This window comes from Lentzea roselyniae (assembly GCF_039537795.1).
GTDB lineage: Bacteria > Actinomycetota > Actinomycetes > Mycobacteriales > Pseudonocardiaceae > Lentzea > Lentzea atacamensis.
On sequence record NZ_BAABBE010000027.1, the window covers coordinates 63108 to 86909 of the forward strand.

Annotated in this window: 21 protein-coding genes; 12 read left to right on the forward strand and 9 right to left on the reverse strand. The window is 69.8% G+C overall.

Features of this window, described 5'->3' with window-relative positions; all coding sequences use genetic code 11:
• Positions 1-19: 19 nt before the first annotated feature.
• Together ABFX45_RS35345 and ABFX45_RS35350 are read right to left on the reverse strand one after the other, a co-directional pair.
• Positions 20-775, reverse strand: coding sequence for a DUF427 domain-containing protein (locus ABFX45_RS35345; RefSeq protein ID WP_346134822.1), 756 nt, complete (start codon positions 773-775; stop codon positions 20-22).
• 39 nt (positions 776-814) lie between these two features.
• Entirely contained in the window at positions 815-1798 is a 984-nt protein-coding gene (locus ABFX45_RS35350) for a ribose-phosphate diphosphokinase (RefSeq protein ID WP_109641604.1), read from the reverse strand.
• Between the two features lie 269 nt (positions 1799-2067).
• Between ABFX45_RS35350 and ABFX45_RS35355 the strand changes: the two genes are divergently transcribed.
• From ABFX45_RS35355 to ABFX45_RS35365, 3 genes are read left to right on the forward strand one after another with little or no spacing between them, the layout of a single operon-like run.
• On the forward strand, positions 2068-2202 hold the full coding sequence (locus ABFX45_RS35355; protein WP_267899832.1) for a hypothetical protein: 135 nt from the start codon (positions 2068-2070) through the stop codon (positions 2200-2202).
• Positions 2203-2221: 19 nt separating this feature from the next.
• On the forward strand, positions 2222-3706 hold the full coding sequence (locus tag ABFX45_RS35360; RefSeq protein ID WP_346134824.1) for an alpha/beta hydrolase: 1485 nt from the start codon (positions 2222-2224) through the stop codon (positions 3704-3706).
• A 36-nt stretch (positions 3707-3742) separates the two neighbouring features.
• Positions 3743-5224, forward strand: a complete 1482-nt coding sequence (locus tag ABFX45_RS35365) for an alpha/beta hydrolase (protein WP_346134826.1) — start codon at positions 3743-3745, stop codon at positions 5222-5224.
• Between the two features lie 65 nt (positions 5225-5289).
• Here ABFX45_RS35365 and ABFX45_RS35370 read toward each other — a convergent pair whose 3' ends face one another.
• Positions 5290-8049 carry a DEAD/DEAH box helicase gene (locus ABFX45_RS35370; RefSeq protein WP_346134828.1) on the reverse strand — a complete coding sequence of 920 codons (2760 nt, stop codon included), beginning with the start codon at positions 8047-8049 and terminating at the stop codon, positions 5290-5292.
• Positions 8050-8092: 43 nt separating this feature from the next.
• On the opposite strand from ABFX45_RS35370, the gene ABFX45_RS35375 reads away from it, so the two are divergent.
• Positions 8093-9007 carry a phosphotransferase enzyme family protein gene (locus ABFX45_RS35375; RefSeq protein WP_346134897.1) on the forward strand — a complete coding sequence of 305 codons (915 nt, stop codon included), beginning with the start codon at positions 8093-8095 and terminating at the stop codon, positions 9005-9007.
• Between the two features lies 1 nt (position 9008).
• Here ABFX45_RS35375 and ABFX45_RS35380 read toward each other — a convergent pair whose 3' ends face one another.
• The 3 genes from ABFX45_RS35380 to ABFX45_RS35390 form a co-directional block, all read right to left on the reverse strand.
• Positions 9009-10823, reverse strand: coding sequence for a S8 family peptidase (locus ABFX45_RS35380; RefSeq protein WP_346134830.1), 1815 nt, complete (start codon positions 10821-10823; stop codon positions 9009-9011).
• Between the two features lie 163 nt (positions 10824-10986).
• The gene (locus ABFX45_RS35385) at positions 10987-11925 is read right to left on the reverse strand and encodes a sigma-70 family RNA polymerase sigma factor (RefSeq protein WP_211337735.1); all 939 of its coding nucleotides are present in this window, start codon (positions 11923-11925) and stop codon (positions 10987-10989) included.
• 201 nt (positions 11926-12126) lie between these two features.
• Entirely contained in the window at positions 12127-13410 is a 1284-nt protein-coding gene (locus tag ABFX45_RS35390) for a hemolysin family protein (protein ID WP_109641610.1), read from the reverse strand.
• A gap of 93 nt (positions 13411-13503) precedes the next feature.
• Between ABFX45_RS35390 and ABFX45_RS35395 the strand changes: the two genes are divergently transcribed.
• The 5 genes from ABFX45_RS35395 (at position 13504) to ABFX45_RS35415 (ending at position 16573) form a co-directional block, all read left to right on the forward strand.
• Positions 13504-13899, forward strand: a complete 396-nt coding sequence (locus tag ABFX45_RS35395) for an ATP-binding protein (RefSeq protein ID WP_346134833.1) — start codon at positions 13504-13506, stop codon at positions 13897-13899.
• A 79-nt stretch (positions 13900-13978) separates the two neighbouring features.
• Positions 13979-14383, forward strand: coding sequence for a hypothetical protein (locus ABFX45_RS35400; protein WP_346134835.1), 405 nt, complete (start codon positions 13979-13981; stop codon positions 14381-14383).
• Between the two features lie 10 nt (positions 14384-14393).
• Positions 14394-15455, forward strand: coding sequence for a sensor histidine kinase (locus ABFX45_RS35405; RefSeq protein WP_346134837.1), 1062 nt, complete (start codon positions 14394-14396; stop codon positions 15453-15455).
• Positions 15452-16057, forward strand: a complete 606-nt coding sequence (locus ABFX45_RS35410; RefSeq protein WP_346134839.1) for a response regulator transcription factor — start codon at positions 15452-15454, stop codon at positions 16055-16057. The genes ABFX45_RS35405 and ABFX45_RS35410 overlap by 4 nt, the downstream gene beginning before the upstream one ends.
• 9 nt (positions 16058-16066) lie before the next feature.
• Positions 16067-16573 (forward strand): hypothetical protein, encoded by a 507-nt coding sequence (locus tag ABFX45_RS35415; protein WP_346134841.1) that lies wholly within the window; start codon positions 16067-16069, stop codon positions 16571-16573.
• A 34-nt stretch (positions 16574-16607) separates the two neighbouring features.
• Here the strand turns inward: ABFX45_RS35415 and ABFX45_RS35420 are convergent, their stop codons facing one another.
• On the reverse strand, positions 16608-17264 hold the full coding sequence (locus ABFX45_RS35420; RefSeq protein ID WP_346134843.1) for a GntR family transcriptional regulator: 657 nt from the start codon (positions 17262-17264) through the stop codon (positions 16608-16610).
• A gap of 57 nt (positions 17265-17321) precedes the next feature.
• On the opposite strand from ABFX45_RS35420, the gene ABFX45_RS35425 reads away from it, so the two are divergent.
• Together ABFX45_RS35425 and ABFX45_RS35430 are read left to right on the forward strand one after the other, a co-directional pair.
• A complete protein-coding gene (locus ABFX45_RS35425; protein ID WP_109641617.1) occupies positions 17322-17738 on the forward strand; it encodes a VOC family protein in 417 nt (138 codons plus the stop codon).
• Positions 17739-17852: 114 nt separating this feature from the next.
• A complete protein-coding gene (locus tag ABFX45_RS35430) occupies positions 17853-19094 on the forward strand; it encodes a cytochrome P450 (protein ID WP_346134845.1) in 1242 nt (413 codons plus the stop codon).
• On the opposite strand, the gene ABFX45_RS35435 is transcribed toward ABFX45_RS35430, so the two are convergent.
• Complete coding sequence (locus ABFX45_RS35435) at positions 19084-19674, reverse strand: TetR/AcrR family transcriptional regulator (RefSeq protein ID WP_109641619.1); 591 nt, start codon at positions 19672-19674, stop codon at positions 19084-19086. The two genes, ABFX45_RS35430 and ABFX45_RS35435, sit on opposite strands and share 11 nt — an antisense overlap.
• 138 nt (positions 19675-19812) lie before the next feature.
• Between ABFX45_RS35435 and ABFX45_RS35440 the strand changes: the two genes are divergently transcribed.
• On the forward strand, positions 19813-22881 hold the full coding sequence (locus tag ABFX45_RS35440) for a S8 family peptidase (protein ID WP_346134848.1): 3069 nt from the start codon (positions 19813-19815) through the stop codon (positions 22879-22881).
• On the opposite strand, the gene ABFX45_RS35445 is transcribed toward ABFX45_RS35440, so the two are convergent.
• On the reverse strand, positions 22866-23690 hold the full coding sequence (locus ABFX45_RS35445) for an NmrA family NAD(P)-binding protein (RefSeq protein WP_346134850.1): 825 nt from the start codon (positions 23688-23690) through the stop codon (positions 22866-22868). The two genes, ABFX45_RS35440 and ABFX45_RS35445, sit on opposite strands and share 16 nt — an antisense overlap.
• Positions 23691-23802 lie beyond the last annotated feature (112 nt).

Consider the following 23802-nt stretch of genomic DNA (forward strand, 5'->3'; position numbering starts at 1 on the left):
AGAGTGTGAAATGAGTCGCTTACGACCAGGGGGTTTTCGGCTTCGGCTGGAGCTCACCGTCGAGGAAGAGATCGACTTTCTCGGTGTAGAAGCACGCCAGCCCCGCGACTTTCTGACTCTCCGGCAGCGGCGTCCGGTAGATCCAGACGAGGTCCTCGTGCACCTTCCCGCCGACCTCGACCGACCAGTAGGTGGCGGTTCCCTTGTACGGGCACTGCGACTGCGTGTCCGACGGCCTCAGCAGGTCGAAGCGGACGTCGCTCAGCGGCAGGTAGTAGCGCGGTGGCAGACCCGTCTCGAACAGGATCCGCGGCTGCGAGGACGCCGCCAGCGTCACCCCGTCCAGTGCGATCCGGACGTGCCGCGAGCTGCCCAGCACGTCGACGCGCTTGTACGGGTCGCGCGGGTGGACGTAGATCGGCTCGTCCTCCTCGAGCCACTCGTCCATCGCCGCGAACTCGACCCGGACGAGGTCCCGCAGCTCCTCGATCGGAGAGTCGGTGTAGATCAACGCCGCGCCCTCGGCCGTGCCACGGGCCGTGACGACGTCGTGGACGACTCCCTCGCCCCTGCTCGGCGAGTGACTGGTCTCCCCCGTCGGCTTCAGCTCGGCGCGCACGGAGGAAAGCGGCAGGTAGTAGGCCGGGTAGTACGGGATCTCCCAGACCAGGCGCGGCGAGGTCGTGTCCGCGACCAGATCGCCACCGAAGAACGCACGGACGCGCTTCGCCGAGTGCTCAACCCGCACGCGGCCACGCTGCTGCTCGTTGCCCATGTCACATACCAACACGGACCGGGCAGGAGTGCTTCCCGGTCAGGCGTTCCCGTCGAACAGGCTGGTCACGGAGCCGTCCTCGAACACTTCCTGGATGGCGCGGGCCAGCAGCGGCGCGATGCTCAGCACGGTCAGACCCGGGAACCGCTTCTCGTGCGGGATCGGCAGCGTGTCCGTCAGGATCACCTCGCGCGCCTTGCTGGCGACGAGCCGCTCGTACGCGTCAGCGGACAGCACACCGTGCGTGGCGACGAGGACGACGTCCTTCGCGCCCTGCTCCAGCAGCTGCCGGGCCGCGCCCGTGCTCGTCAGCGCGGTGTCGATCATGTCGTCGACCACGACGCAGGTGCGTCCCTCGACGTCACCGACGACGCGGTTCGCCATGACCTCGTTGGGGCGCAACGGATCGCGGGTCTTGTGGATGAACGCGATGGGGCACCCGCCGAGCAGGTCGGCCCACTTCTCGGCGAGTCTGGTGCGGCCGGCGTCCGGGGAGACGATCGCCAGGTCCTCGCCCTGGTACCTGGCACGGACGTGGTCGGTCAGCAGCCACATCGCGTGCAGGTGGTCGACGGGGCCGTCGAAGAAGCCCTGCGCCTGCGCGGTGTGCAGGTCGACGGTGACGATCCGGTCCGCGCCGGCGGTCTTGAACATGTTCGCGACGAGCCGCGCCGAAATCGGTTCACGTCCGGCGTACTTGCGGTCCTGGCGCGCGTACGGGAACGAGGGGACGACCGCGGTGATCCGCTTGGCCGAGGCGCGCTTGAGGGCGTCGACCATGAGCAGCTGTTCGATCAGCCAGTCGTTGATGGGCGCGCTGTGGCTCTGCATGACGAACGCGTCGGCGCCGCGCACCGACTCCTCGAAGCGGACGAAGATCTCCCCGTTCGCGAAGTCGTAGGCGGCCTGCGGGGTGATCGCGGCGCCGAGGTGCTTGGCGACCGCCTCCGCGAGCTCGGGGTGGGCCCTGCCGGAGAGCAGGATGAGCTGCCGTTTGGCGATGCCGGGCTTGCCGCTGACCATCGTCACGCTCCACGTCCGTCCGGCGATGAGCCCGATGGTTCAGCATTGCCGCGAGATCACGCAAACGGGCCGTCCGGCGGGTGAGATTCCACGTTGCAGCGCATGATGGATTCCCTCCATCGGGCACACCCACAGGTGGCCCTCTAGCACGCCACGACCCCCACCCTGGGTATAGATCGGCTGATTCAGATTCACCTCTTGGGGTACGTCCAGTGTGATTTCTTGATCAGCGTGCTTGATGGGTCAACGGCCGTCTCTACCCTCGACCCATGCCTGCAGACCAGGACACCTCCGGACCGACAGCGTCGGCACCACCACCGAACCCGATCGTGATGAGCACCCCCATCCACGACCAGATCGCCGACCGCCTGGGAGTTCGCCAAAAGCATCGACGGCTCGACTGACCGTCGCTATGAATGGCCCATGCGTCTCATCGTGCTCGGCGCCGTGGTGGCGCTCGTGGTCGTACCCGCACCCGTCGCCCAGGCCGAGGTTCCACCGATCGAGTGGACCGCGTGCGGGCCGGAGCACCCCGGCTTCGAGTGCGCGACCGTCACGGTTCCGCTGGACCACGACCACCCGCGCGGAGCGGCCACCACCGTCGCGTTGACGCGCAAGCCCGCCACCGACAAGGCACGGCGCATCGGGTCGTTGCTGTTCAACCCCGGTGGCCCCGGTGCGTCCGGCATCGAGTACACCTGGGCCTGGGGCGCGAAGATGTCCGCCGGCACCGAGGGCCGGTTCGACATCGTCGGCTTCGACCCGCGCGGCATCGGGCGGTCGAACCCGTTGCGCTGCTTCGCGAGCGAGCAGGAGCGCGCCGAGTTCCTCGCCGCCGGACCGATCTTCCCGTACGCGCCGCAGCAGGAGCGGCCGTTCTTCGACAGGTACCGCTCGCTCGCCTCCCGCTGCGACCAGCCGATCGCGCGGCACATGAGCACCGCCGACGTGGCACGCGACATGGACCTGCTGCGCCGCGCACTGGGCGACCGCAAGATCACCTACTTCGGCACGTCGTACGGCTCCTACCTCGGCACCACGTACGCGAACATGTTCCCCGGCAACATCCGTGCGCTGGCCATCGACGGCGTGCTCAACCCAGAACTGTGGTCGAGCGGACGCCAGATCGAGTCGGACCGCGTCGCCGCGCGCGAGGTGCTCGACGAGTTCTTCCGGCTGTGCGACGAGGCCGCCTGCGCGTTCGGCCCTGACTCGAAGCGACGGTGGGAGGCGTTGCTGGCGTCGGTGCGGGTCAAGCCCATCCAGCTCGGTGGCGAGGTGTGGACCTACGACCGCGTGATCGAGCGGGCGCTCTTCGCCGGGTACGCGTCGGAAGCCTGGACGGACATCGCCGCGACGCTCGACCAGCTTTCCGACGCGTCCGCAGGGGTTTCCACCGCCGCCGCGGTCTACGACAACTTCTTCGACGCCAACCTCGGAAACATGTGCGCGGACATCGAGTTCCCGCGCACGTTCGGCGCCTACCGGGCGGTGTCCCGTTACGCCGCAGCGGGTTCGGAGTTCGGGCCGTACTGGTGGTGGAGCACCAGCGCGTGCGCGGACTGGCCGGTCAACTCCGACCGCTACACCGGGCCCTGGCGTGCGGTCACCTCCGCGCCGGTTCTGGTGGTGGGCAACCACTTCGACGGCTCGACGGACTTCCGCGGCGCGCAAGCCGTCGCCCGGCAGCTCCCGAACAGCAGGCTGCTGGCGTACGCGGGATGGGGGCACATCGCGTACCGGCGCAGCCAATGCGCGATCGACCACATCCACGCGTACCTGCTCAACGGCACGCTGCCCGCGGCCGGGACGGTGTGCCCGGCGAACCCGAACCCGTTCCTCGATCCCGCACATCAGTTGGGCGATCAAGACTTTCGTCGGTCGACGTGGCCGGTGGCGGGAAGGTAGGAATGGCCCCTCTGCGGACAAGAGGGGAGCTTGCCGATGCGTATCACCGTGCTCGCCGCGGCGGCCGCACTCCTGGTCACCGGCGCGCCCGTCGCGCTGGCGGACACCGGAGTGCCGCGGATCGACTGGCAGGCGTGCGGACCGGAACACCCCGGCTTCGACTGCGCCTCGGTGAAGGTGCCACTGGACTACGACAAACCGCGCGGGGCGACCACTTCCGTCGCGCTGGCGCGCAAACCCGCGACGGACAAGGCTCGCCGGATCGGGTCGCTGTTCCTCAACCCCGGCGGACCGGGCGGGTCCGGCGTCGACTTCGCGCTCGGGGCCGGCAACGCGCTGTCGGCCAACCTGCAGGGCCGGTTCGACATCGTGGGCTTCGACCCGCGCGGCATCGGCCGGTCGGATCCCCTGCACTGCTTCGCCAGCACCGAGGAGCTCGACAAGTTTTTCGAGGGCATGCCCGGTTTCCCGTACCAGGCGGCGCAGGAACGGCCGTACTTCGAGCGGTACCGCTCGCTCGGCCCGGAGTGCCGCGACGACCAGGCGATCGCGCGGCACATGAGCACCGCCGACGTCGCACGGGACATGGACCTGCTGCGCCGCGCCGTCGGTGACCGCAAGATCTCGTACCTGGGCTTCTCGTACGGCTCGTACCTGGGCGCGACCTACGCGAACCTGTTCCCGAACAACATCCGCGCCCTGGTGGTCGACGGAGTGCTCAACCCCGAGCTGTGGTCGAGCGGGCGGCAGATCGAGTCGGACCGGATCGCGACGAAGGAGGAGTTCCGCGAGTTCCTCCGCAACTGCGACGAGGCGGCGTGCGTCTTCGGCCCGAACTCGGAGAAGCGCTGGAACGCGTTGCTGGCCTCCGTGCGTGCCAAGCCGATCCAGCTGGGCGACCAGCTGTACACCTACGACGCGGTCATCGGCGCGGCGATCGGCGCGATGTACAACCCGCGCGACTGGCCGGACACCGCCACGTTGTTCGACCAGCTGTCCGACGCGGCCACGTTGAGCGTCGCCGCGGAACCGGACTACCCCAACGGTTTCGACGCCTACAACGGCAACGTGTGCGCGGACATCGAGTTCCCGCGCGCCTTCGAGGCCTACCGGGCGACGGCCCGTTACGCCGAGGCGGGTTCGGAGTTCGGCCCGGCGTGGTGGTGGGGCAACGCGGCGTGCGCGAACTGGCCCGTCAACCACGACCGCTACACCGGACCGTGGCGCACCCGCACCAACGCCCCGGTTCTGGTGGTGGGCAACCATTTCGACGGCGTCACGGACTTCCGCGGCGCCCAGGCCGTGAACCGGCAGCTCGCGGGTAGCCGGTTGCTCGCTTACGCGGGTTGGGGACACACGGCGTACGGGCTGAGCAAGTGCGCGACCGACCACACCAACGCGTACCTGCTCAACGGAACGCTGCCGCCGGTCGGGACCGTGTGCCCGGCCAACCCGAACCCGTTCCTGCCCGCGACCGCGGCCCTCTCAGAGCCGCTGTTCCAGCCGACCCACCGCTGACGGGCCTGCGTTTTCGGCGTCTGCAAGTACTGCCGCCGCTGAGTTGGTGGTACTTGCAGACGCCATCAGCGACGGAGCTCGTGAGCCAGCTCGACCGCCGCGCGGGCGGCATCGTGGTCGAAGCGGCTGCCGAACGCGTCGTGCACCCGCCACCCCGCGTGGGTGAGCGCCCGCCATCGGGCGAGGTGCGCCTGCGGCCCCTCCGGGTGCGGCCGTGTCTCCAGCGCCACCGCGTCGCTCCTCTCCCCCACCACGAGGTCGACCCGCCACTGCCCCACCGGATAGCCCGTCCGCACGGTCAGCCCCGCGGCAGCGAGCTCCTCCGCCAGACGCGCGGTCCACTCGTCAGAAGGCGCGACGCCGGCGGTCTCCGTCGGCGGCACGTCCGCGTGCGCCAGGTACTCGCCGATCAGCCCGGGCGGCGACGCGGCCGACGTGATCACGTGCACCAGCCGCCGCGCCCGCGTGGTCAGCACCGCCAGCAGGTTGCGGTCGTTCACGAACCGCCACGCGCCCGGCTTCTCGTCGGCCGCGAGGCTGATCACGACCTCGTCGAACTCGCTGCCCTGCACACCGTGCACGGTGCCGACGCGGACACCACCCGTGGTGATCTCGTCCAGCGTCAGCTCACCCAGCAGCGCTTCCTCCAGCGCGTCGGCCTGCGGGCGGAACGGGGTCACCACGCCGATCGACCGCACGCCCGCGGCGACCCGCTTGCGCACGTGGGCGAGCACGGCGTCGACCTCGACCCGGTTGACGCCCTTCGCGGTGCGCTCACCGGCGACGCGCTCGGTGTCGATGCAGTCGACGTCCGCGATCGACGGGTGCGTGGTGAGCAGCGCGATCTTGCCGTCGTAGAACTTCGACGCGGCGAACCCGATCAGGTGCGGCGCGCAGCGGTGGTGCTCGTCGAGCCAGTGCACGCCCGCGGTCGCCGCCGCCGCGTCGAACAGGCTCACCTTCGGCACGTCCAGGCGGTCGCGCAGGTCCTGCGTGCCCTCCGCCTCGACCGCCGCCCGCACAGCCTCGTCACTCACGAACGACACGTGCCGCAGCTGACGGGGATCGCCACCGATCACCGCGGATCGTCCCCGCAGCAACGCCGGTCCGGCCAGCGGCTGGTCGACGTGACTCGCCTCGTCGATGATCACCAGGTCGAACATGCCCGCCACCGGCGGCAGGATGTCCTCCACATCGGACAACGTCCCGACCCACAACGGCAGTGCCGCCACCAGGTCCGCGCTGTCGATCTCCGCGAGACCGCGCCGCCGGGCGGCCCTGCCGGACCGCAACGCCTTCGCCAGCGCCGCCACCGCCCGGCGCGCACCCGAGCCGCGGCGACTGACCGCGTACTCCTTGAGCCACGCGGCAGTGGCCTGACGCGACACGGCGTCCTGCTCGGCCAGCAACGGCCGCAGCTCGCCGAACGTCGTGCCGCCACCGGCACCGAGCCGCACGAGCGCCGCAGTCTGCTCGGCGGCCTGCACAGCGGCCCCGAGGTCCTCGGCCGACACGTCACCGGCACCGGTCCGCTTGCGCGCCTTCGACAGCGCCCACCCGGTGCGCAGTCCACTCAGGAACCCCGTGCGCGGCCGCAGAAGCCCGTGCAGCTCGGCGAAATCCACGCCCGCACCGAACGCCTTGGGCGCCACCTCCCGATGCGCCGGCATCAACGCCTGGTGCCGCCGTGCCTCGGCGGCCAGCTGCTCGTCCGTCAAAGCAGCGGCGACGGCACGCTCGACCCGCGCCACCGCCGCGGCACCCGCGCGCCGCGCCCGGTCGAGCTCCTGCAGCTGGTCGGGACTGCTCGTCGCGGACAGTCCGTCCGACAGCTCCCGCGCCATCTCCTGGCGCAGCTCCGAGTCGCCGAACAGCACCGGCACCGGTCCGCCCGCCCGGCGCAGCGCGGCTCCGAGCACGTCGGCGGCGTTGCGCGTGCGGCTCGCGAGCAGCACCGACCGTCCCGCCGCCACGGCGTCCAGCGCCAACGCCGCGAGGGTGTGCGTCTTGCCGGCCCCCGGCGGCCCGCCGACGACGGTGATCCGCGCGCGGCGGGCGTGCTCGACCGCTCGCATCTGGCTGTGGCTCAGCGGCAACGCCGAACTGATCGGCTCGTCGTGGTCGTCGAGCGCCTCACCAGCCCCGTAGAGCGCCGCGAACGCGGTCTCCGCCACGCGCGGCTTGCGAGCCCACTCGTACAGCGCGGCGCCCTGCTCGGTTTTCACGACTGGCTCACCCGCGTGCAACCCGGCGCCCATCGCCACCACGAGCTCGCTGCCGGAGATCAACCTGTTGGGGTCGTCGCGCACGATCGGCACGTTCTCGAACCCGGCCTGCCGCAACGTCTCGGTGATCCACGCACTGGTCGGCTCGAGCGCGGCCTCCCGTTCCGCGGTCTTGGCCCAGTCGTCGATCAACGGGAACACGCCAGCGTCACCGGCGACGTGGAAGGCGTAGGTCAGGCCCAAGCCGTGATGCAGCCGCACGGGCCGTGAGATCAACGGCAGGCACACGCGCCGGCGCTGGCCACCGATCTCGGCCGGTCCCGCCAGGAACGCCCAGCCCAGCCGCAGCAGCCGGTCCTCCTGGTGCAACGCGTCGTAGGCGGCGAGGTGCTGCACCTGGTCACGGCCGTACTTCGGAGCGGTCCAGGTGATCGGTGTCCACTCCTGGCCCTGCTGCGTCGCCGTGATCGCCCGCCACGACGGCTCGTGCTCGCCGAGCCACAGCAGGCCCGCCGTCTTCGACAGGTCGAGCTGGACCTTCTGCGGCTGCTCGGCGGCACTCAGCCGGGCCAGGGTGCGCAGGACGGCGGGCACGTTCACGCCGCACATCGTGCCATTCGAGGCGGTAGCTTCGTGCGCTGTGATGGATCTTCCCGCGGGCTTGTCCGACCGCGACCTCACCGAGGGCCTCGCACGGTTCGGCATCTCCGGGCCCGTGCAGTACGCGCCCCTCGGGTTCGGCGACTACCACTGGACGGTGGCGGGCCGCTGGTTCACGTCCGTCGCCGACCTCACGAACAAGGCCCACTGCGGACCCGATGCGCTCGCCGGGTTGCGCAACGCGATGGACACGGCTTCGGCACTGCAGCTCCCGTTCGTCGTCGCACCACTGCGGACGGACGACGGCGAGACAGTCGTGCCGCTCGACGACCGGTACGCGCTGAGCGTCTTCCCCCTCCTCACCGGGAAGTCTGGAAGCTTCGACGACCGGTTCAGCGACGAGGAGCGCGACGAGGTCCTCACGTTGCTGGCGGAACTGCACAGCCACGAACCGCCCGCGGGAACTCCAGTCGCACCGGTCGATTCGGACGGGCGCGATGCTCTCGAAGAGTTGCTCGACGAGCCCGGTGAGTGGGCGGGCGGACCGTACTCGGTCGACGCGCGGGAGGTGTTCGTGGCGAACACACAACGGATCCGCGATCTGCTGGCCGAGTTCGACCGGCTGGCCGCGCAGGTACCGCCACGACGCGTGGTGACGCACGGCGAACCGCATCCCGGCAACCTGATCCGCACACCGGACGGCTACCGCCTGGTCGACTGGGACACGGTGGGCCTGGCCCCGCCGGAACGCGACCTGGCCCTGCTGGACGGTGATCTCTCGAAGTACACGGAGCTGACCGGCCACGAACCCGTCGCGGCCGGTCTCGCCCTCTACCGGTTGCGCTGGCGGCTCAACGACATCGGGGAGTTCGCGGTGTGGCTGAAAGGACCGCACGAGCGAACCCCGGACACCGAGGTGGCGTGGCGAGGGTTCCGGGAAACCCTCGCCACGCCTTAGCTCACAGCGTCAGGCTCCACGTGTCGATCGTGCCGACGTCGGCGGTCGCCGCGTCACGGACCCGAAGCTGCCAGGTGCCGTTGCGGGTCTCCGACGACAGGTTGACCGTGAAGATCTGGTCGATGTTGTCCGCGCTGCCGCCAGAGCGGTTGCTCAGCGAGTAGGCCGAGCCGTCCGGCGCGATCAGGTCGACCACCAGGTCACCGCGGTAGGTGTGCTTGATGTGCACCTCGACCTTGCTGGACGCCGACGCGGTGCCGGTGCAGCCCGTCACGGTGATCGACGACGACACCGTCGAGTTGTCCGGGATGGCCACGTCGGTGCCGTTGGTCTGCGTGGCACACGTCGACGAGCCGACCGTCCACGTGAACGAGGTGCTGCCCGAACCACCGGCCGTCGCGGTGGCCGTGGCGGTCACGTTGTACGTCCCGGCAGTGGTGGCCGTGCCGCTGATGAGACCGGACGAGCTGATCGACAGGCCGGTAGGCAGACCGGTCGCCGACCACGTGTACGGCGCGGTGCCGCCGGACGCCGACAGCTGCAGGTTCGCCGTGCCGTTCAGCGCGGTGGCCTGGTTGCCGGGGTTGGTGACGGAGACGCCGGGAACACCACCGGAGTTGGTGCGCAGCAACAGGTTCGCCGAGTTGGCACCGGGGTTGGTGACCTTGTTCGGCGTCGCGGACGCGAGGATCGCGGCGTGCACCTCGGCCGGCGTCTTGGACGGGTTGTCCGCCAGGTACAGCGCGGCCGCGCCCGCGACGTGCGGCGAGGCCATCGACGTGCCGCTCATCGTGGCGGAGCCGGTGTTGTTGCTGTAGGACGCGGAAACGATGTCCTGACCCGGTGCGAACAGGTCACTGCACGTGCCGTAGGAGGAGAACGACGCACGGGCATCGGTGCGAGCGGACGCCATGACGTTGATCGTCTCGGTGACGCGCTGCGGCGAGTACTTGCACGAGTCGTCGTTGAAGTTGCCCGCCGCCACGACGTACGAGACGCCGGCGCGGATCGACGCGCGGACGGCGTCGTCGAGCACGCGGCTCGGCTCGTTCGCGGTGCCGGTGTAGAGGCTCATGTTCGCGACCGCCGGCAGGACGGCGTTCGCGGTGACCCAGTCGACGCCCGCCGCCTCGGTGGAGACGGAGCCGCCACCCTGGCAGTTGAGCACGCGGACGGCCTTGAGCTTGACGTTCTTCGCCACGCCGTAGGTCGAGCCGCCGACCGTGCCCGCCACGTGCGTGCCGTGGCCCTGGCAGTCCTTGCCGTTGCGGCCGTCGGTGAACGCGTCGAACCCGAACGACGCGCGCCCGCCGAAGTCGGCGTGGTCGTAGTTGATGCCGGTGTCGATCACGTACGCGGTGACGTTGGAGGCACCGGTGCTGTAGCTGTACTTGCTGTTCAGCGGCAGATCCGCCTGGTCGACGCGGTCGAGACCCCACGACGGCGGGTTGAGCTGGTCGGCCAGGACCTGGACGGTCCGGTCCTGCTCGACGTAGAGCACGGCCGGGTCGGCGGCGAGGCGCTTGGCCTGCTTGGCCGACATGGTGGCGGAGAATCCCTTGAACGCGGCACGGTAGGTGAACCCGACCTTGCCGCCGTACCGCGCGGCCAGACCGTCGGCGCGACCGCTGACCTCGGTGCGCGCCATGCTGTTGTCCTTCAGAACCACGATGTAGCTGTCCTGGACCGCGTTCGGCGCGTTCTCCGCGACGACGGGTCCTTCCGGCTGCGCGGCTGCGGCCGGTTGGACCAACAAAGCCGTACCAACGGCGGCGATTGCCGCCACCCCGAGCGTGCGCAGGGTGCGTTGTCTCATCACTGCTCCTCATTCGCAGGGGAACCACGTGCGAACGCGGGCTGGCCCTCGACAGCCCAAGCAGGTGCGTTCACACGCGGTTGCGAAACAGCGGTAGTCCGTCAGCGGACGTGATGAATCTTTAGTTGAGACAACGATGAGAACAAGCGACTTTCGTCTGTTGTCAGCCGGCCAGCGCGAAAAGATCCTCTGGGCGGCCAGACGACTTGAGCACCGCGAGCGACTGCTTCTCCAGCTGGCGGATCCGCTCACGGGTCAGGCCGAGCTCCTCTGCGACCTCCTGGAGGGTGCGCTCACGCCCGTCCTCCAGCCCGTAGCGCAGGCGCATGATCCGGCTCTGCCGCTCGGGCAGAACGTCCAACAGGGACCGGACACCCTCCTCGAACTGCTGGCGCTCCACGAGCTCCGGCGCCGACACGCCGTCGGTGTCCTGGATCAGGTCCCCCAGCACGGAGCCGCCGTCGTCGCCGACCGGCGTCTCCAGCGAAACGCAGGTGCGCGAGGCGTCGAGCAGGTCCCGCACGCGCGTGGCCGAGGTCTTGGCCTCCGCCGCGATCTCCTCCACAGTGGCCTCACGGCCGAGCGCCGCGGAGAGCTTCTGGCCGACGCGCTTGAGCTTGTTGACCTCCTCCACGACGTGCACCGGCAGCCGGACCGTGCGGGTCTGGTCGGCCAGACCGCGTTCGATCGCCTGACGGATCCACCACATCGCGTAGGTGGAGAACTTGTAGCCCTTGGCGTAGTCGAACTTCTCGACCGCGCGGATCAGGCCGAGGTTGCCCTCCTGCACCACGTCCAGGAACGGCAGGCCCCGGAACGAGTGCTTCTTCGCGACCGACACGACCAGTCGCAGGTTCGCGCGGATCATGTGGTCCTTGGCGCGCTCGCCCTGCGCGACGATCCTCTTGAGCGCGCGGCGATCACGCGTGGTGTCGCCGGTCTCCAGGAGGTGCGCGGCGTAGACACCCGCCTCGATGCGCTTGGCGAGGTCGACCTCCTCGGACGCGGTCAGCAGCGGAGTGCCGCCGACGTCGCGCAGGTACTGGCCGACCAGGTCCGCGTCCTGCTGTCCGGTCGCGCGGTTCTTCAGATCTGCGGGCATGACGAATCCCCCCGTTTCCGTTGGCAGGTAGGTGTGGCGGCCGGACGCGAGTTTCGCGTCGGTCGTCCGGTCGCCCCTTCGGGTCAACCGCCGCAGGCGATTCGGCGCGAAGCGGTGGCCGGACGACCGACTCCCCGGCGAAACTCGCCGCCGTCTGCGGAGCAGCGGCAATCGAACACCGCCGCACTTGTGTGTAACGGTTCAGAGGCCCTGGTCATTCCGCGGTTTCGGCTGTGACTTCAGCCTCACCAGCGTGATCGCGTGGTGCTCCACTTCCAGCACCTCGATCCGCCACCCGGAGACGTGGACCACGTCGCCAGGCTCCTCGGGGATCCGCCCGAGCAGCACCAGCACGAGGCCCGCGATCGTCGCGTACGGGCCGGGCGGCGCGTCCCGCAGCTCGACGCCGACGTCCACCAGGTCGTGGACGGGGAACGTGCCCGGCAGCTCGATCGACCCGTCCGGTTCGGTCCGCACCGCCACCACGTCCGAGTCGGTCTCGTCGTAGATCTCGCCGACGATCTCCTCGAGCAGGTCCTCCAGCGTGACGATGCCGTCGACCGCGCCGTGCTCGTCCACGACCAGCGCCATTTGCTCGTGCTCCGCCTTCATGCGGCGCAACGCGTCCGTGACGCGCAGCGAGTCCGGAAGCACCATCGGCACCCGCACGACGTCGACCAGCTTCACCGAGTCGTCGAGCAGATCGCGCAGGTTCACCACGCCGATCACGTCGTCCAGGTGACCGTCCTTGGTCACCGGAGCCCGGGAATGTCCTGACCTCGCCATGATTTCCCGCGCGGTCGGGGTGTCCAAACCTTCTTCGAGCACGGTCACCAGCCGCCGCGGCACCAGGACCGAGCGCAGCCGCCGTTCGTGGATCTCGAGTGCGCCGGTCATGATCGTGCGTTGTTCTTGGTTGAGATGTTGTTGCACCTCAACGAGATCACGCAGCTCCTCCGGCGACATCTGTCCCTCTTCGACGTCCGGGTCACCGCCGAAGATCCGCACCACGAGGTCGGTCGCCTTGCTGAGCAACCAGACCGCCGGCCGCGACACCGAGGACAGCAGGTCGAGCGGGCGGGCGACGATCTTCGACCACCGCAGCGCGTACTGCATCGCCAGCCGCTTGGGCGCCAGTTCCCCGAACACCAGCGTGAAAAACGTGAGAACGATCGTGACGAGCGCGATCGCGACCCCGTTGGCGGCGCCGCCGAGGAACCCCAGCAGCGGCATCAGCGGCTGCGCCAGCGAGACGGCCGCGGTCGCCGAGGCCAGGAACCCCGACAGCGTGATGCCGATCTGGATGGTCGCGAAGTACCTGTTCGGATCACGTGCGAGGCGGACGAGCGTGCGGTGCCCGTCGCGTTCGAGCGACCGGAGCTGGCCTTCGCGCAACGACACCAGAGCCATCTCGCTGCCCGCGAACGCCGCGTTGAGCAACACCAGCACCGCGACCAGTATGAGGTTGAAGCCGTACCCGTCCACACGTTTGGGGTAGCACGCACGGTGGTATTTCGCGACCTGACGGCCATCTTGAGCAGCCAGGAGGGCCTGAAACAGATTGAGGTGGGGATGGAAATGGACACTCCCGAGGTGCTCAGCGCCTCCGTGAGAACCGTGCACACCCTGCCGGAGGAAAGGCCGGACCTCGTCGCGATGCGCACCTGGGTCTCGTCACTGTTGGGGAACGTGTCCGAGGACGTCCGGCTCGACGTCCTGCTGGTGTGCACCGAACTGGCGAGCAACGCCTACGAACACGCTGACGGGCCGCGGGTTCTGCGGGTCGAACGCCTCGACGACTTCATCAGGATCGAGGTCGACGACGGCACGCCGGCCGTGCTTCCGCACCTGGGCGAGTCGCGGCTCGGTGATTCGCGGGGCCGTGGACTGCTGCTGATCGCCCAGCTCGCCCGTTGCTGGGGCACTCGCGACATGGCGGGCGGCAAGACCGTCTGGGCGGAGATCAACACATAGGTCGTCTGTGTGTTTCGCACAGAAAGGTCATGACATCGCACGGATGGGTTCTGCGGGGCGTTCCTTCGACTCTTGATGCATGACGACGACAACACGAACCCTCAAGACGATCCCGCTGGTGCGGGCGTTCATCGACCGTTGGCCGATGGTGATCGCGTTGGCGATCTCGTGGGACTTCTGGCAGACGCCGCTCGTGCCTCCCGTCTGGACGCTGGTGTTGTGCCAAGCGGCGTATCTGATGTGGGGCTGGCGGACGCCACGGGTGCAGCTCCTGGTCTTCAGCCTGTACACCGTGCTGGCGGCGGCCGTGATCATGGTGTCACCGCACACCGGCGTCCTGCTGATCGCGCTCGGCTGGGGCGCGCACGCCGTCTGGGACCTCGTCCACCACATCCGGAACGCGGTCGTGCCGCGCTGGTGGTCCGAGTTCTGCGGAGTGTTCGACCTGGTCATCTGCGTCACCATCCTGCTGAAGTGGTTCTAGGCTGATGGCGATGAACGATCTTCCGCTCGCCGCGCTGCGCGGGGCTCTCCACGTGCTGTGGGCGGGGACCCTCGTGGTGCCGCTGATCGCGGTGCTGCGCGAGCCGTCCGCCGGTCGCTGGTTCGGAATCCTGGGCCTGCTGATCCTGGCCGTGGCCTACGTGGTGGCGCTGCGGGAGGCCAGGCTCTGGGTGCTCGTGGCCGCCACCCTGATCTCGATTCCGCTGGTGGCGCCGTTCGGGCCCGACGAGCTGTCGACCTGGGCGTGGATCGGCGGTGGTGCCGCCGGTTTCGCGCCGCTGCTGCTCTCCGGTGTGTGGCGGTGGATGGCCGCCATCGGCGCGGTCGTGCTCGCCGGGCTGGTCGCGCCGTTCGTCGGCCACTATCACACGACGTACCAGATGATCGCGGCCGCGGTCGGCCTGACGATCATCGCGATGGCCGGGCTGCCGATGTGGTTCGCCGGGTTGCTGGCGCAGGCACGGGCGGGCCGGGAGGCGCGGGCGGAGCTGGCGGTGAGCGAGGAACGGCTGCGGTTCGCCCGCGACGTGCACGACCTGCTCGGGCACCGGCTGACCGTGATCGCGTTGAAGGCGGAGCTGGCGGGACGGCTCGCGGAATCCGATCCCGAGCGGTCGGCGGCGGAGGCGTTCGAGGCCCAGCGCCTGGCGTCCTCGGCGTTGGAGGAAGTGCGCGACGCGGTGCGCGGCTACCGGGCGGTGAACCTTCCCGAGCAGCTGGAGGCGGTGCGGAACGTGCTGCGGGAGGCCGGTATCCGCTGCACTGTCACGGACGTGCCGGTGCACGGCGAGAACGCCACGCAGCTGGCGTTGGCGTTGCGGGAGGCGTGCACCAACGTGCTGCGGCACAGCCACGCGACGTGGTGCATGATCGACGTCGCCGAGGAGGACGGGGAGGTGCGGATGACCGTCACGAACGACGGCACCGACAAGCCGGCCGCCGAGGGCAACGGGATCAGGGGCATGAACGAGCGACTGGCGGCCGTCGGTGGTCACGTGTCCGTCGAACGCTCCGCCGACGTCTTCACGTTGCAGGTGGTGGTGCCGGCGTGATCAGAGTGCTGCTGGCCGACGACGAGGAGCTGATCCGCGACGCGCTGGCGGCGCTGCTCGACCTGGAGCCGGATCTCGAGGTGGTGGCCCGCGCCGGCGACGGCAGGGCCGCCGTCGAGGCAGCCAGGGCCCACCGTCCGGACGTGGCCGTGCTGGACCTGCAGATGCCGGAGCTGGACGGCCTGGAGGTGACCGAGGAGCTCGCGCGGGTCATGCCGTCGTGCGCCGTCGTGATCCTGACCGGCCGCGGCCGTCCGCCGCACCTGCAGCAGGCCCTGCACGCGGGCGCGAAGGGGTTCCTGCCCAAGGGATCGCCCGGCGGCACGCTGGCCGACGTGATCCGCCGCGTGCACGGCGGGTCGCGCTGGGTCGACCCGGCGCTGGCGGCCGACGCGCTGGCCGCTCCGCCGTGCCCGCTGACGCAGCGCGAGCTGGAAGTCCTGCGGCTGACGGAGTTCGGCACACCGGTCGCGGAGATCGCCGCCCGCACGTCGCTGTCCGCCGGGACGGTGCGCAACCACCTGTCGGCCGCGGTCGCGAAACTCGGGGTGGCGAACCAGGCGGAGGCGTTCCAGCTGGCGCACGACCACGGGTGGTTGTGACAGCAGATCATGAGTGAGTACGCGATCAAGCTGGTCGAGATCTCGCTGACCGCCGCTCAGGCACGGCAGCGCGCGCCCGTGGTCACGTCGTGGCTGCTCGACCGCGGCGTGATCACGCCGAACCTCGCACGCGACGAGATCATGGCGCCGAGCGAGTTCCGTGCCGGCACGCGTTGTTCGGCCGCGGCGCCGGAAGCGGACCGCTGGGTCGGCGGCGGCCACACAGGCATCGACGTCGTTGCGGCACGAACCGTCCACCACGCCACCGGGAACTACGAGCCGCCGACGGGTCCTCACTGCGGTTGCGGCGCGATCAACGACGACGACCACCACGCGTTCATCGAACCGTGGCTCTACGACCGCGTCGAGCCATCCGTGCGGTGTGTCGTGTGTGGACGTTCAACGCTCGCCGGTGACTGGAGGGACGCTGGTCGTTCCACATCGGCGATCTCGCGGTGGTGTTCCACAACTGGCCGCCGCTGCACGACGGGTTCGTCGCCGAGCTGGGTGCCGTGATGGGGCCGCGGACCCGCGTGGTCCTCGCACGCCACTAACCGGTGAGCACGTCGAACGCGTGCTTGCGGTGCTCCGCGAACAACTTCAGCGCACCGTCCACGTTGCCCAGCCGCAGCGCCGCCACCAGGTCGCGGTGCTCCTGCCGGATCTGCTCCAGGTAGCCGTCCGTGCTCACGTTCACCCGCGTGATCAGGAACAGGTGCACCTGCGACCGGATCGCCTCCCACGCCTGCGCCAGCCGTGAGTGGTTCGCGGCGGCGTACACGGCGTCGTGGAACGCGATGTCGCACCGGACCATCTCGTGCGGCGTGTCGGCGCGGTCCATCGCGGCTGCGGCCTTCTCGATCAACGCCAGATCCGCCTCGGACGCCTGGTCCACCACCCGGCGCACGGCCAGCACCTCGAGTGCGGCACGGAGGCTGTCCAGCTCGGCGACGTCCTGCAGGGACAACGCCGTCACGGTGGCGCCGCGGTGCCATTCGGTGCGCACGAGGCCCTCACGTTCAAGCTTCTGCAGCCCCTCGCGGATCGGGCCGCGGCTGACCTCCAGCGCCTCCGACAGCTCCACCTCGCGCAGGGCGGTACCGGGGGCGTAGCGACCGTCGAAGATCGCCTCGCGGATCGCGTCGGCCACCTCGGTGCTCAGGCCGCGGCGGCGCGCTGGGCCCATCTTCGTGCCCATCTCAGTCATGAAGCGATGTTAACAAGGCAACAACCAGACACCTTGTCTGAATGTTAACATTCAGACATGCCGAACATCCCACGCTTTCACCTGGCCATGCCGGTCGACGACCTCGACGCCGCCCGCCGCTTCTACGGCGAGACGCTCGGCCTGGAGCAGGGGCGCAGCTCCGACACGTGGATCGACTGGAACCTGCACGGGCACCAGTTCGTCACGCACCTCGCGCCGAGGACCGAGCGCGTGCACAACCCCGTCGACGGCCACGACGTGCCGGTCCCCCACTTCGGGCTGGTCCTGACCATCCCCGAGTTCGAGACGCTGGCCGACAAGCTCAGGAGCGCCGGCACGAAGTTCGTCATCGAGCCGTACGTGCGGTTCAAGGGCGAGCGCGGCGAGCAGTGGACGATGTTCCTGCTGGACCCGGCGGGCAACGCGCTGGAGTTCAAGGCCTTCGCGGACGACTCCCAGGTGTTCGCGGCGTGACGCGCATCCCAAGCCGCCTTTAGGAATCTTGCACAACGCGCAAGTTTCGGTAGCGTGGATGGTGACCCCGAGCCACGACCTGGTCACACCAGGTCAGACAGGGAGAAGGCCACCATGACCACGGCAGAGCGGCAGCGCAACGCGCAGGAGCTCATCCGTCCGCAGTTGCCCGCCGATCTCCTGCAGCGCGGTGAGTGCCCGTTCGACCCGGCCGGTGGGCTGACCGAGTTGAGCGGGCAGGGGCGGATTCACCGGATCGAACACCACGGCGAGACCGTCTGGCTTGTCACCGGGCACGACGAGGCACGGGCCGTGCTCGCCGACCCGCGGATGAGCGCGGACCGGATCAACCGCCCGCGCGCCCGCAAGCTGATCTCGCCCGAGCTGCACGCGGAGATGTTCCCGCCGGAGCGGCGGGCCGGGTCGTTCATCTTCATGGACGCCCCCGAGCACACCCGCTACCGCAGGCTGCTGACCGGGCAGTTCACCGTCCGGCGGATGCGCGACCTGACGCCGCGCATCCACGAGATCGTCAACGCCCGGCTCGACGCGATGATCGAGAAGGGACCGCCGGCCGACCTCGTGCAGGACTTCGCGCTGCCGGTGCCGTCGCTGGTGATCTGCGAGCTGCTGGGCGTCGACTACGGCGACCGCGAGGAGTTCCAGCGCCGCACGGCCAAGCTGCTCAGCCTGCACACGACGGTCGACGAGCAGATCAAGGTCAACACGGACCTGCGGCGCTTCATGCACGGACTCGTCCGCGACAAGCAGCGCGACCCCGGCGACGACCTGCTGTCCGGGCTGGTCCGCGACACCGACCTCAACACCGACGAGCTCGCCGGCATCGCGAACCTGCTGCTCATCGCGGGTCACGAGACCACGGCGAACATGCTCGCGCTCGGCACGTTCGCGTTGCTCGAACACCCGGACCAGCTGGCGAAGCTGCGGGAGCATCCCGAGCTGGTCGAGAACGCGGTCGAGGAGCTGTTGCGCTACCTCTCGATCATCAGCATGGGCGTCTCGCGGCACGCCAAGGAGGACGTGACGATCGGTGCCGCCACCATCCGCGAGGGCGAGACCGTCGTCGTGTCGGTACCCGCGGTGAACCGCGACGAGACCCAGTACGACGATCCGCACGAGCTGCGAGTCGACCGCCCTCGCGGTCACCACGTGGCGTTCGGGCACGGTATCCACCAGTGCCTCGGCCAGCAGCTGGCCCGCGTGGAGATGGCCGTCGGCTTCACCGAGCTGCTGCGCAGGCTGCCGGCGCTGCGGCTCGCCGTGCCCGCCGATGAGGTGCCGCTGCGGACCGACATGTCGATCTACGGCGTGCACGCGCTCCCGGTCACCTGGTGAACCCGGCGCCGAGCTGGTCGATCATCTTGCCGACCAGCTCGGTCGCCGTGAACCGCTCGGAGGCGGACGGCGTGTCCAGCCACCACTGCACCACCGCGCGCAACGACGCGAGGATCGTCGACGCCGCCACGGCCGGGTAGGGGTCGGCAGCGGGGTCGACTCCGCACCGGTCCGCGATCGCCGCGGTCAGCTCCTGTTCACGGGCGGCGTAGGCGGCGAGCACGTGCGGGAGCATCGCCGGGTGGCGGCGCAGCTCCCGCAGCTGGCGAAGGCGCTCCAGGTCGACGCGCGCCGGGTACATCGCGTGCAACGCCTCGCGCAACGCGACCAGCACCGGCTCGTCCGCGGGCCTGTTTTCGAACTCCCGCACGAACATCTCGGCCATCAGCGTGTCGCCGGCCATGACTGCTTCCTCTTTCGAGGAGAAGTAGTTGAAGAACGTCCGCAACGACACCCCGGCGGCCCGCGCGATCTGCTCGACCGTCACGCCGTCGTAGCCGTGTTCGACGCACAGGCTCCACGCGGCGTCACCCAGCGCCACCCTGGTGGCGGCCTTCTTGCGTTCACGCAGGCCCGTCATGGCGCAAAGGTTAGTGCGCGAACAGGAAAGCTTCGTGCTGAGACGCACCTGTACCGGGAATTGGTGTAGACCTTGCTAGGGAGGTGACCGCCTCACTACGGTCCGTGAGAACGCTCTCACAGACCTGCGGAGGACTGGGTGCGCCTACTCGGAGTCGTCGTCCTGGCCGGTGCCCTGCTCACCGCCGGCCAGGCACATGCCTCGCCCCCACGAGCAGCGAACGCGTCAACCGTCACCTTGATCACGGGTGACCAGGTGCTCACCGGCCAGCGCGCGGTCAGACCGGCGCCGGGCCGCGAGCACATCATGTTCACGACCTACACCGCGCAGGGCCACGAGTACGTCGTGCCCTCGGACGCGATGCCGATGATCGCGAGCGGCCACCTCGACGAGCGCCTCTTCGACGTCACCGAGCTCGCGACGTACGGCGGCGCCCTGCCCGTGATCGTCACCTATCCCGAGGGCACGCTCAGCGCCCAGTCCGGCCTTCAGCTGCGCAGCATCAACGGCGTGGCCTTCGACGCCGCCAGAACTCCGCTCGCAGGTGGCCTGTCGGCGTCCGGGGCGAAGAAGATCTGGCTCGACGCCAGGCGCAGGGCCAACCTGGACCGCAGCGTCGCCCAGATCAACGCCCCTGCCGCGTACAGCGCGGGTTTCACCGGCAAGGGCACCACGGTCGCCGTCCTCGACACCGGGGTCGACCAGACCCATCCGGACCTGAAGGACCGCGAGGTCGGCGAGCGCAACTTCACGTCCTCCCCCGACACGGGTGACCACCACGGCCACGGCACGCACGTGGCGTCGATCATCGCGGGCACCGGAGCGAAGAGCGGTGGCAAGTACCGCGGCGTGGCACCGGACGCCGGCATCCTCGACGTGAAAGTGCTGGGCGACAACGGTTCCGGCCAGGACAGCGGCATCATCGCCGGCATGGAGTGGGCGGTCGAGCAGGGCGCCCAGATCGTCAACATGAGCCTCGGCGGCCACGACACCCCGGAGATCGAGCCCCTCGAGGAGGCGGTCAACCGCCTCAGCGCCGAGAAGGGCACGCTGTTCGTGATCGCCGCGGGCAACAGCGGCCCGAACAGCAGCACCGTCGGCTCACCCGGCACCGCCGACGCCGCCCTCACCGTCGGCGCCGTCGACGACCGGAACCAGATCGCGGAGTTCTCGAGCCGAGGCCCGACCAAGGCCGGCGCGCTCAAGCCCGACCTCACCGCGCCGGGCGTCGGCATCGTCGCCGCGCTGCACTCCGACGGCAGGATCGGCCCGCCCGTAGCCGACGGCTACACCTCGCTCGACGGCACGTCGATGGCCACCCCGCACGTCGCGGGCGCGGCGGCCCTCCTGCGCCAGCAACATCCCGGGCTCACCGGCACCGCGCTCAAGGCCCGCCTCACCGCGAGCACCACGCCCACCGCGACGCTGACCCCGTTCGACCAGGGCTCCGGCCGCGTCGACGTCGCCAAGCTGATCAAGCAGAACGTGACATCGGCCCCGACCAGTCTCAGCTTCGGCTCCCACCGGTGGCCGCACACCGGCGAACCCGCGCTGACCAAGGAGATCACCTACACCAACGCGGGCTCCGAGCCGATCACCCTCGACCTCACCACCGAGACGACCGGCGCGCTCTTCAGCGTCTCCCCCGCCAAGCTCACCGTGCCCGCCAGCGGCTCCGCGACCGCCACGGTCACCGCCGACATCGCGAAGCAGCCGGACGGCGGTGTGCTGGGCGGCGCGATCATCGCGAGTGGCGTGCGCACGGCAGTCGTCGTCGACCTGGAGAAAGAGAGCTACGACGTCACGATCACCGCGACCCAGCGGTCCGGCGTCAAGTCGTCGCCGTCCTACGCGTTCCTGGTCAACGTGGACACCGGCGCCCGTGTCTGGCCGAACGCGGGGGTGGCCCGTCTGGCCAAAGGCCGCTACCTCCTGAACGGCGGCGTCATGGCCTCGGACGGCGCCCACACCCACGACGTGATCAACTACCCGAACCTGACCGTCACCGGCACCACGACGATCGACCTCGACGCCAGGCAAGCCAGGCCGGTCCAGGTGACGCTCCCCGTCACCGCGCAACTCTCGTTGCTGCAGACCGGTTTCGAACGAACCGTCAACGGCACCAGCTACACCATCGGCAACTTCTCGGTGGGCGGCGACATCTCCCACCTCGGCATGGCGAGCCTGGGCCCCGACTCGATCGAGGTGACCGGCAAGATCGCGACGTTCTGGAACGCGGGCCCCGACTTCTACGGCCTCGCCTGGTACCGGAAGGGCCACGCGCCGAACGGCCTGACCAGGACGGTCGTCCGCAAGGACCTCGCCACCGTCGAGGTGGACATGCCGCCGTTGAAGGCGGGCCAGAACGCCACCATCGGCCACACCTCGTCGCCAGAAAACCGTGCCGACTGGGGCTACGGCTCGCTCGACAACCTGGCCCCCGGCCCGCGCACCGAGCACTACGGCGGCGAGGGCGGCGACTGGTCGCGCAGGTTCACCCTGTTCGACGAGAACGGCTACGTCGGCGCCCTGGCAACCCCGCTCCGGCACTACAAGCCGGGCCGCTCGTACCTGGAACCGTTCAACCGCGCGGTGTTCGGCCCGGCCCTGCCTGCCGCTCGCGACGTTCCGCACACGTTCCGCACCGGTGATCTGATGCGCGTCACGGTCCCTCTGTTCGGCGACAACGCGGGCAACGAGGGCTACGCCCCGGTCACCGAGGCCAGGACCACGGTGTACCGCGACAACGCCAAGGTTTGTGAGACCGCCGAGGCGGGCTGGTGCCTGACCGACGTGCAGCCGGGCGCCGCGGACTACCGCGTCGAGACCACGGCGACCCGCTCGGGCCCGCTGAGCACCGTGGTGTCCGGCGTCTGGACGTTCCGCAGCGACACCACGGCGACGCGGACTCCGTTGCCGCTCAGCGTCATCCGCTTCACCCCGCAGCTGGACGACGACGGCCACGCCCGGGCGGGCCGCATGCTGTCGGTGCCGATCTCGACCCAGTCGCAGACCGGCTCGGTGCGCATCACGTCCGTCGAGGTCTCTTACGACGGCGGCACGACGTGGCGGTCCACGCCCATCACCAGTGGCCGTGTGCTGCTCGCCCACCCGAGGGACGCCAAGTCGGTCTCCTTGCGCGCCAAGGCATCCGGCTACGGCCAGACCGTCGAGCAGACGATCGTCAACGCCTACCTGCTGCGCTGACGGAAGTCGCCCGCGTGCTCCTTCGCCCACTCGGCGAACGAGCGCGCGGGCCTTCCCAGCACGTCCTCCACGGTCGGCACGACCGTGTACCCCTCCGCGGGCATGTCCCGCTTCCACCCGAGCAGCACGTCGACGATCTCGGCGGGCCTCCCCGCGGCCAGCATCTCCGCGCGTGCCTCGTCCTCCGACTGCTCGACGTAACGGATCTCCTGCCCGGTCGCCGCGCTGATCGCCGCCACCTGCTGCGGCACCGTCAACGCTTCCGGCCCCGTCAACGTGTACGTGCGGCCGCCGTGCCCACCCCTCACGAGCACGGCGGCCGCCACCGCGCCGATGTCGCCCTCGTGCACGAGCGCGCTCCTCGCACCGGCAAACGGCTCACGCACCTCCCCCTTCTCGCGCACCGACTCGGCCCAGACCAGCGCGTTCGACATGAAGTCCATCGGCCGCAGCACCGTCCACTCCAGCGAACTCGCCGTGACCGCCTCCTCCATCGGACTCCGGTAACCGCTCCACAGCACGGTGATCCGCCGCACCCCGGCCTTCTCCGCACGACGGACCAGCTCGGGCCCGCTGAGCAGCTCGGCGTAGTCGGTGCCCGCGTTCGACAGCAGGTGCACGCCGGTCACGCCGTCGAACGGAATCGTCTCCGGCCTGGTCAGGTCCCCCTCGACGACCTCGACCTGCTCGGGCAGCCGCGCCAGAGCGGCGTTCCTGGTCACAGCACGTACCTGCTGGCCCAGTGCCAGCAGCTCTCCCACCACCTGCCGACCGGCGTTACCTGTAGCCCCCGCAACGAGAATCGTCATGGCAGCGACCGTAGAACCTCCAGTGCGGTGGAGATCAAGGCTGCCGGCGATCGCGCGAGTTCCGAGACTTGCGCAAGGCTTACGCAACCTCCGCAAACCCAGAGCAAGCCAA

Coding starts and splice junctions, on each gene's coding strand:
- ABFX45_RS35360 (WP_346134824.1), top strand. CDS start 2,222: ATGCGTCTCATCGTGCTCGGCGCCGTGGTGGCGCTCGTGGTCGTACCC.
- ABFX45_RS35385 (WP_211337735.1), bottom strand. CDS start 11,925: ATGCCCGCAGATCTGAAGAACCGCGCGACCGGACAGCAGGACGCGGAC.
- ABFX45_RS35405 (WP_346134837.1), top strand. CDS start 14,394: ATGAACGATCTTCCGCTCGCCGCGCTGCGCGGGGCTCTCCACGTGCTG.
- ABFX45_RS35355 (WP_267899832.1), top strand. CDS start 2,068: ATGCCTGCAGACCAGGACACCTCCGGACCGACAGCGTCGGCACCACCA.
- ABFX45_RS35445 (WP_346134850.1), bottom strand. CDS start 23,690: ATGACGATTCTCGTTGCGGGGGCTACAGGTAACGCCGGTCGGCAGGTG.
- ABFX45_RS35350 (WP_109641604.1), bottom strand. CDS start 1,798: ATGGTCAGCGGCAAGCCCGGCATCGCCAAACGGCAGCTCATCCTGCTC.
- ABFX45_RS35435 (WP_109641619.1), bottom strand. CDS start 19,674: ATGACGGGCCTGCGTGAACGCAAGAAGGCCGCCACCAGGGTGGCGCTG.
- ABFX45_RS35345 (WP_346134822.1), bottom strand. CDS start 775: ATGGGCAACGAGCAGCAGCGTGGCCGCGTGCGGGTTGAGCACTCGGCG.
- ABFX45_RS35395 (WP_346134833.1), top strand. CDS start 13,504: ATGGACACTCCCGAGGTGCTCAGCGCCTCCGTGAGAACCGTGCACACC.
- ABFX45_RS35425 (WP_109641617.1), top strand. CDS start 17,322: ATGCCGAACATCCCACGCTTTCACCTGGCCATGCCGGTCGACGACCTC.
- ABFX45_RS35430 (WP_346134845.1), top strand. CDS start 17,853: ATGACCACGGCAGAGCGGCAGCGCAACGCGCAGGAGCTCATCCGTCCG.
- ABFX45_RS35375 (WP_346134897.1), top strand. CDS start 8,093: ATGGATCTTCCCGCGGGCTTGTCCGACCGCGACCTCACCGAGGGCCTC.
- ABFX45_RS35365 (WP_346134826.1), top strand. CDS start 3,743: ATGCGTATCACCGTGCTCGCCGCGGCGGCCGCACTCCTGGTCACCGGC.
- ABFX45_RS35415 (WP_346134841.1), top strand. CDS start 16,067: ATGAGTGAGTACGCGATCAAGCTGGTCGAGATCTCGCTGACCGCCGCT.
- ABFX45_RS35420 (WP_346134843.1), bottom strand. CDS start 17,264: ATGACTGAGATGGGCACGAAGATGGGCCCAGCGCGCCGCCGCGGCCTG.
- ABFX45_RS35400 (WP_346134835.1), top strand. CDS start 13,979: ATGACGACGACAACACGAACCCTCAAGACGATCCCGCTGGTGCGGGCG.
- ABFX45_RS35380 (WP_346134830.1), bottom strand. CDS start 10,823: ATGAGACAACGCACCCTGCGCACGCTCGGGGTGGCGGCAATCGCCGCC.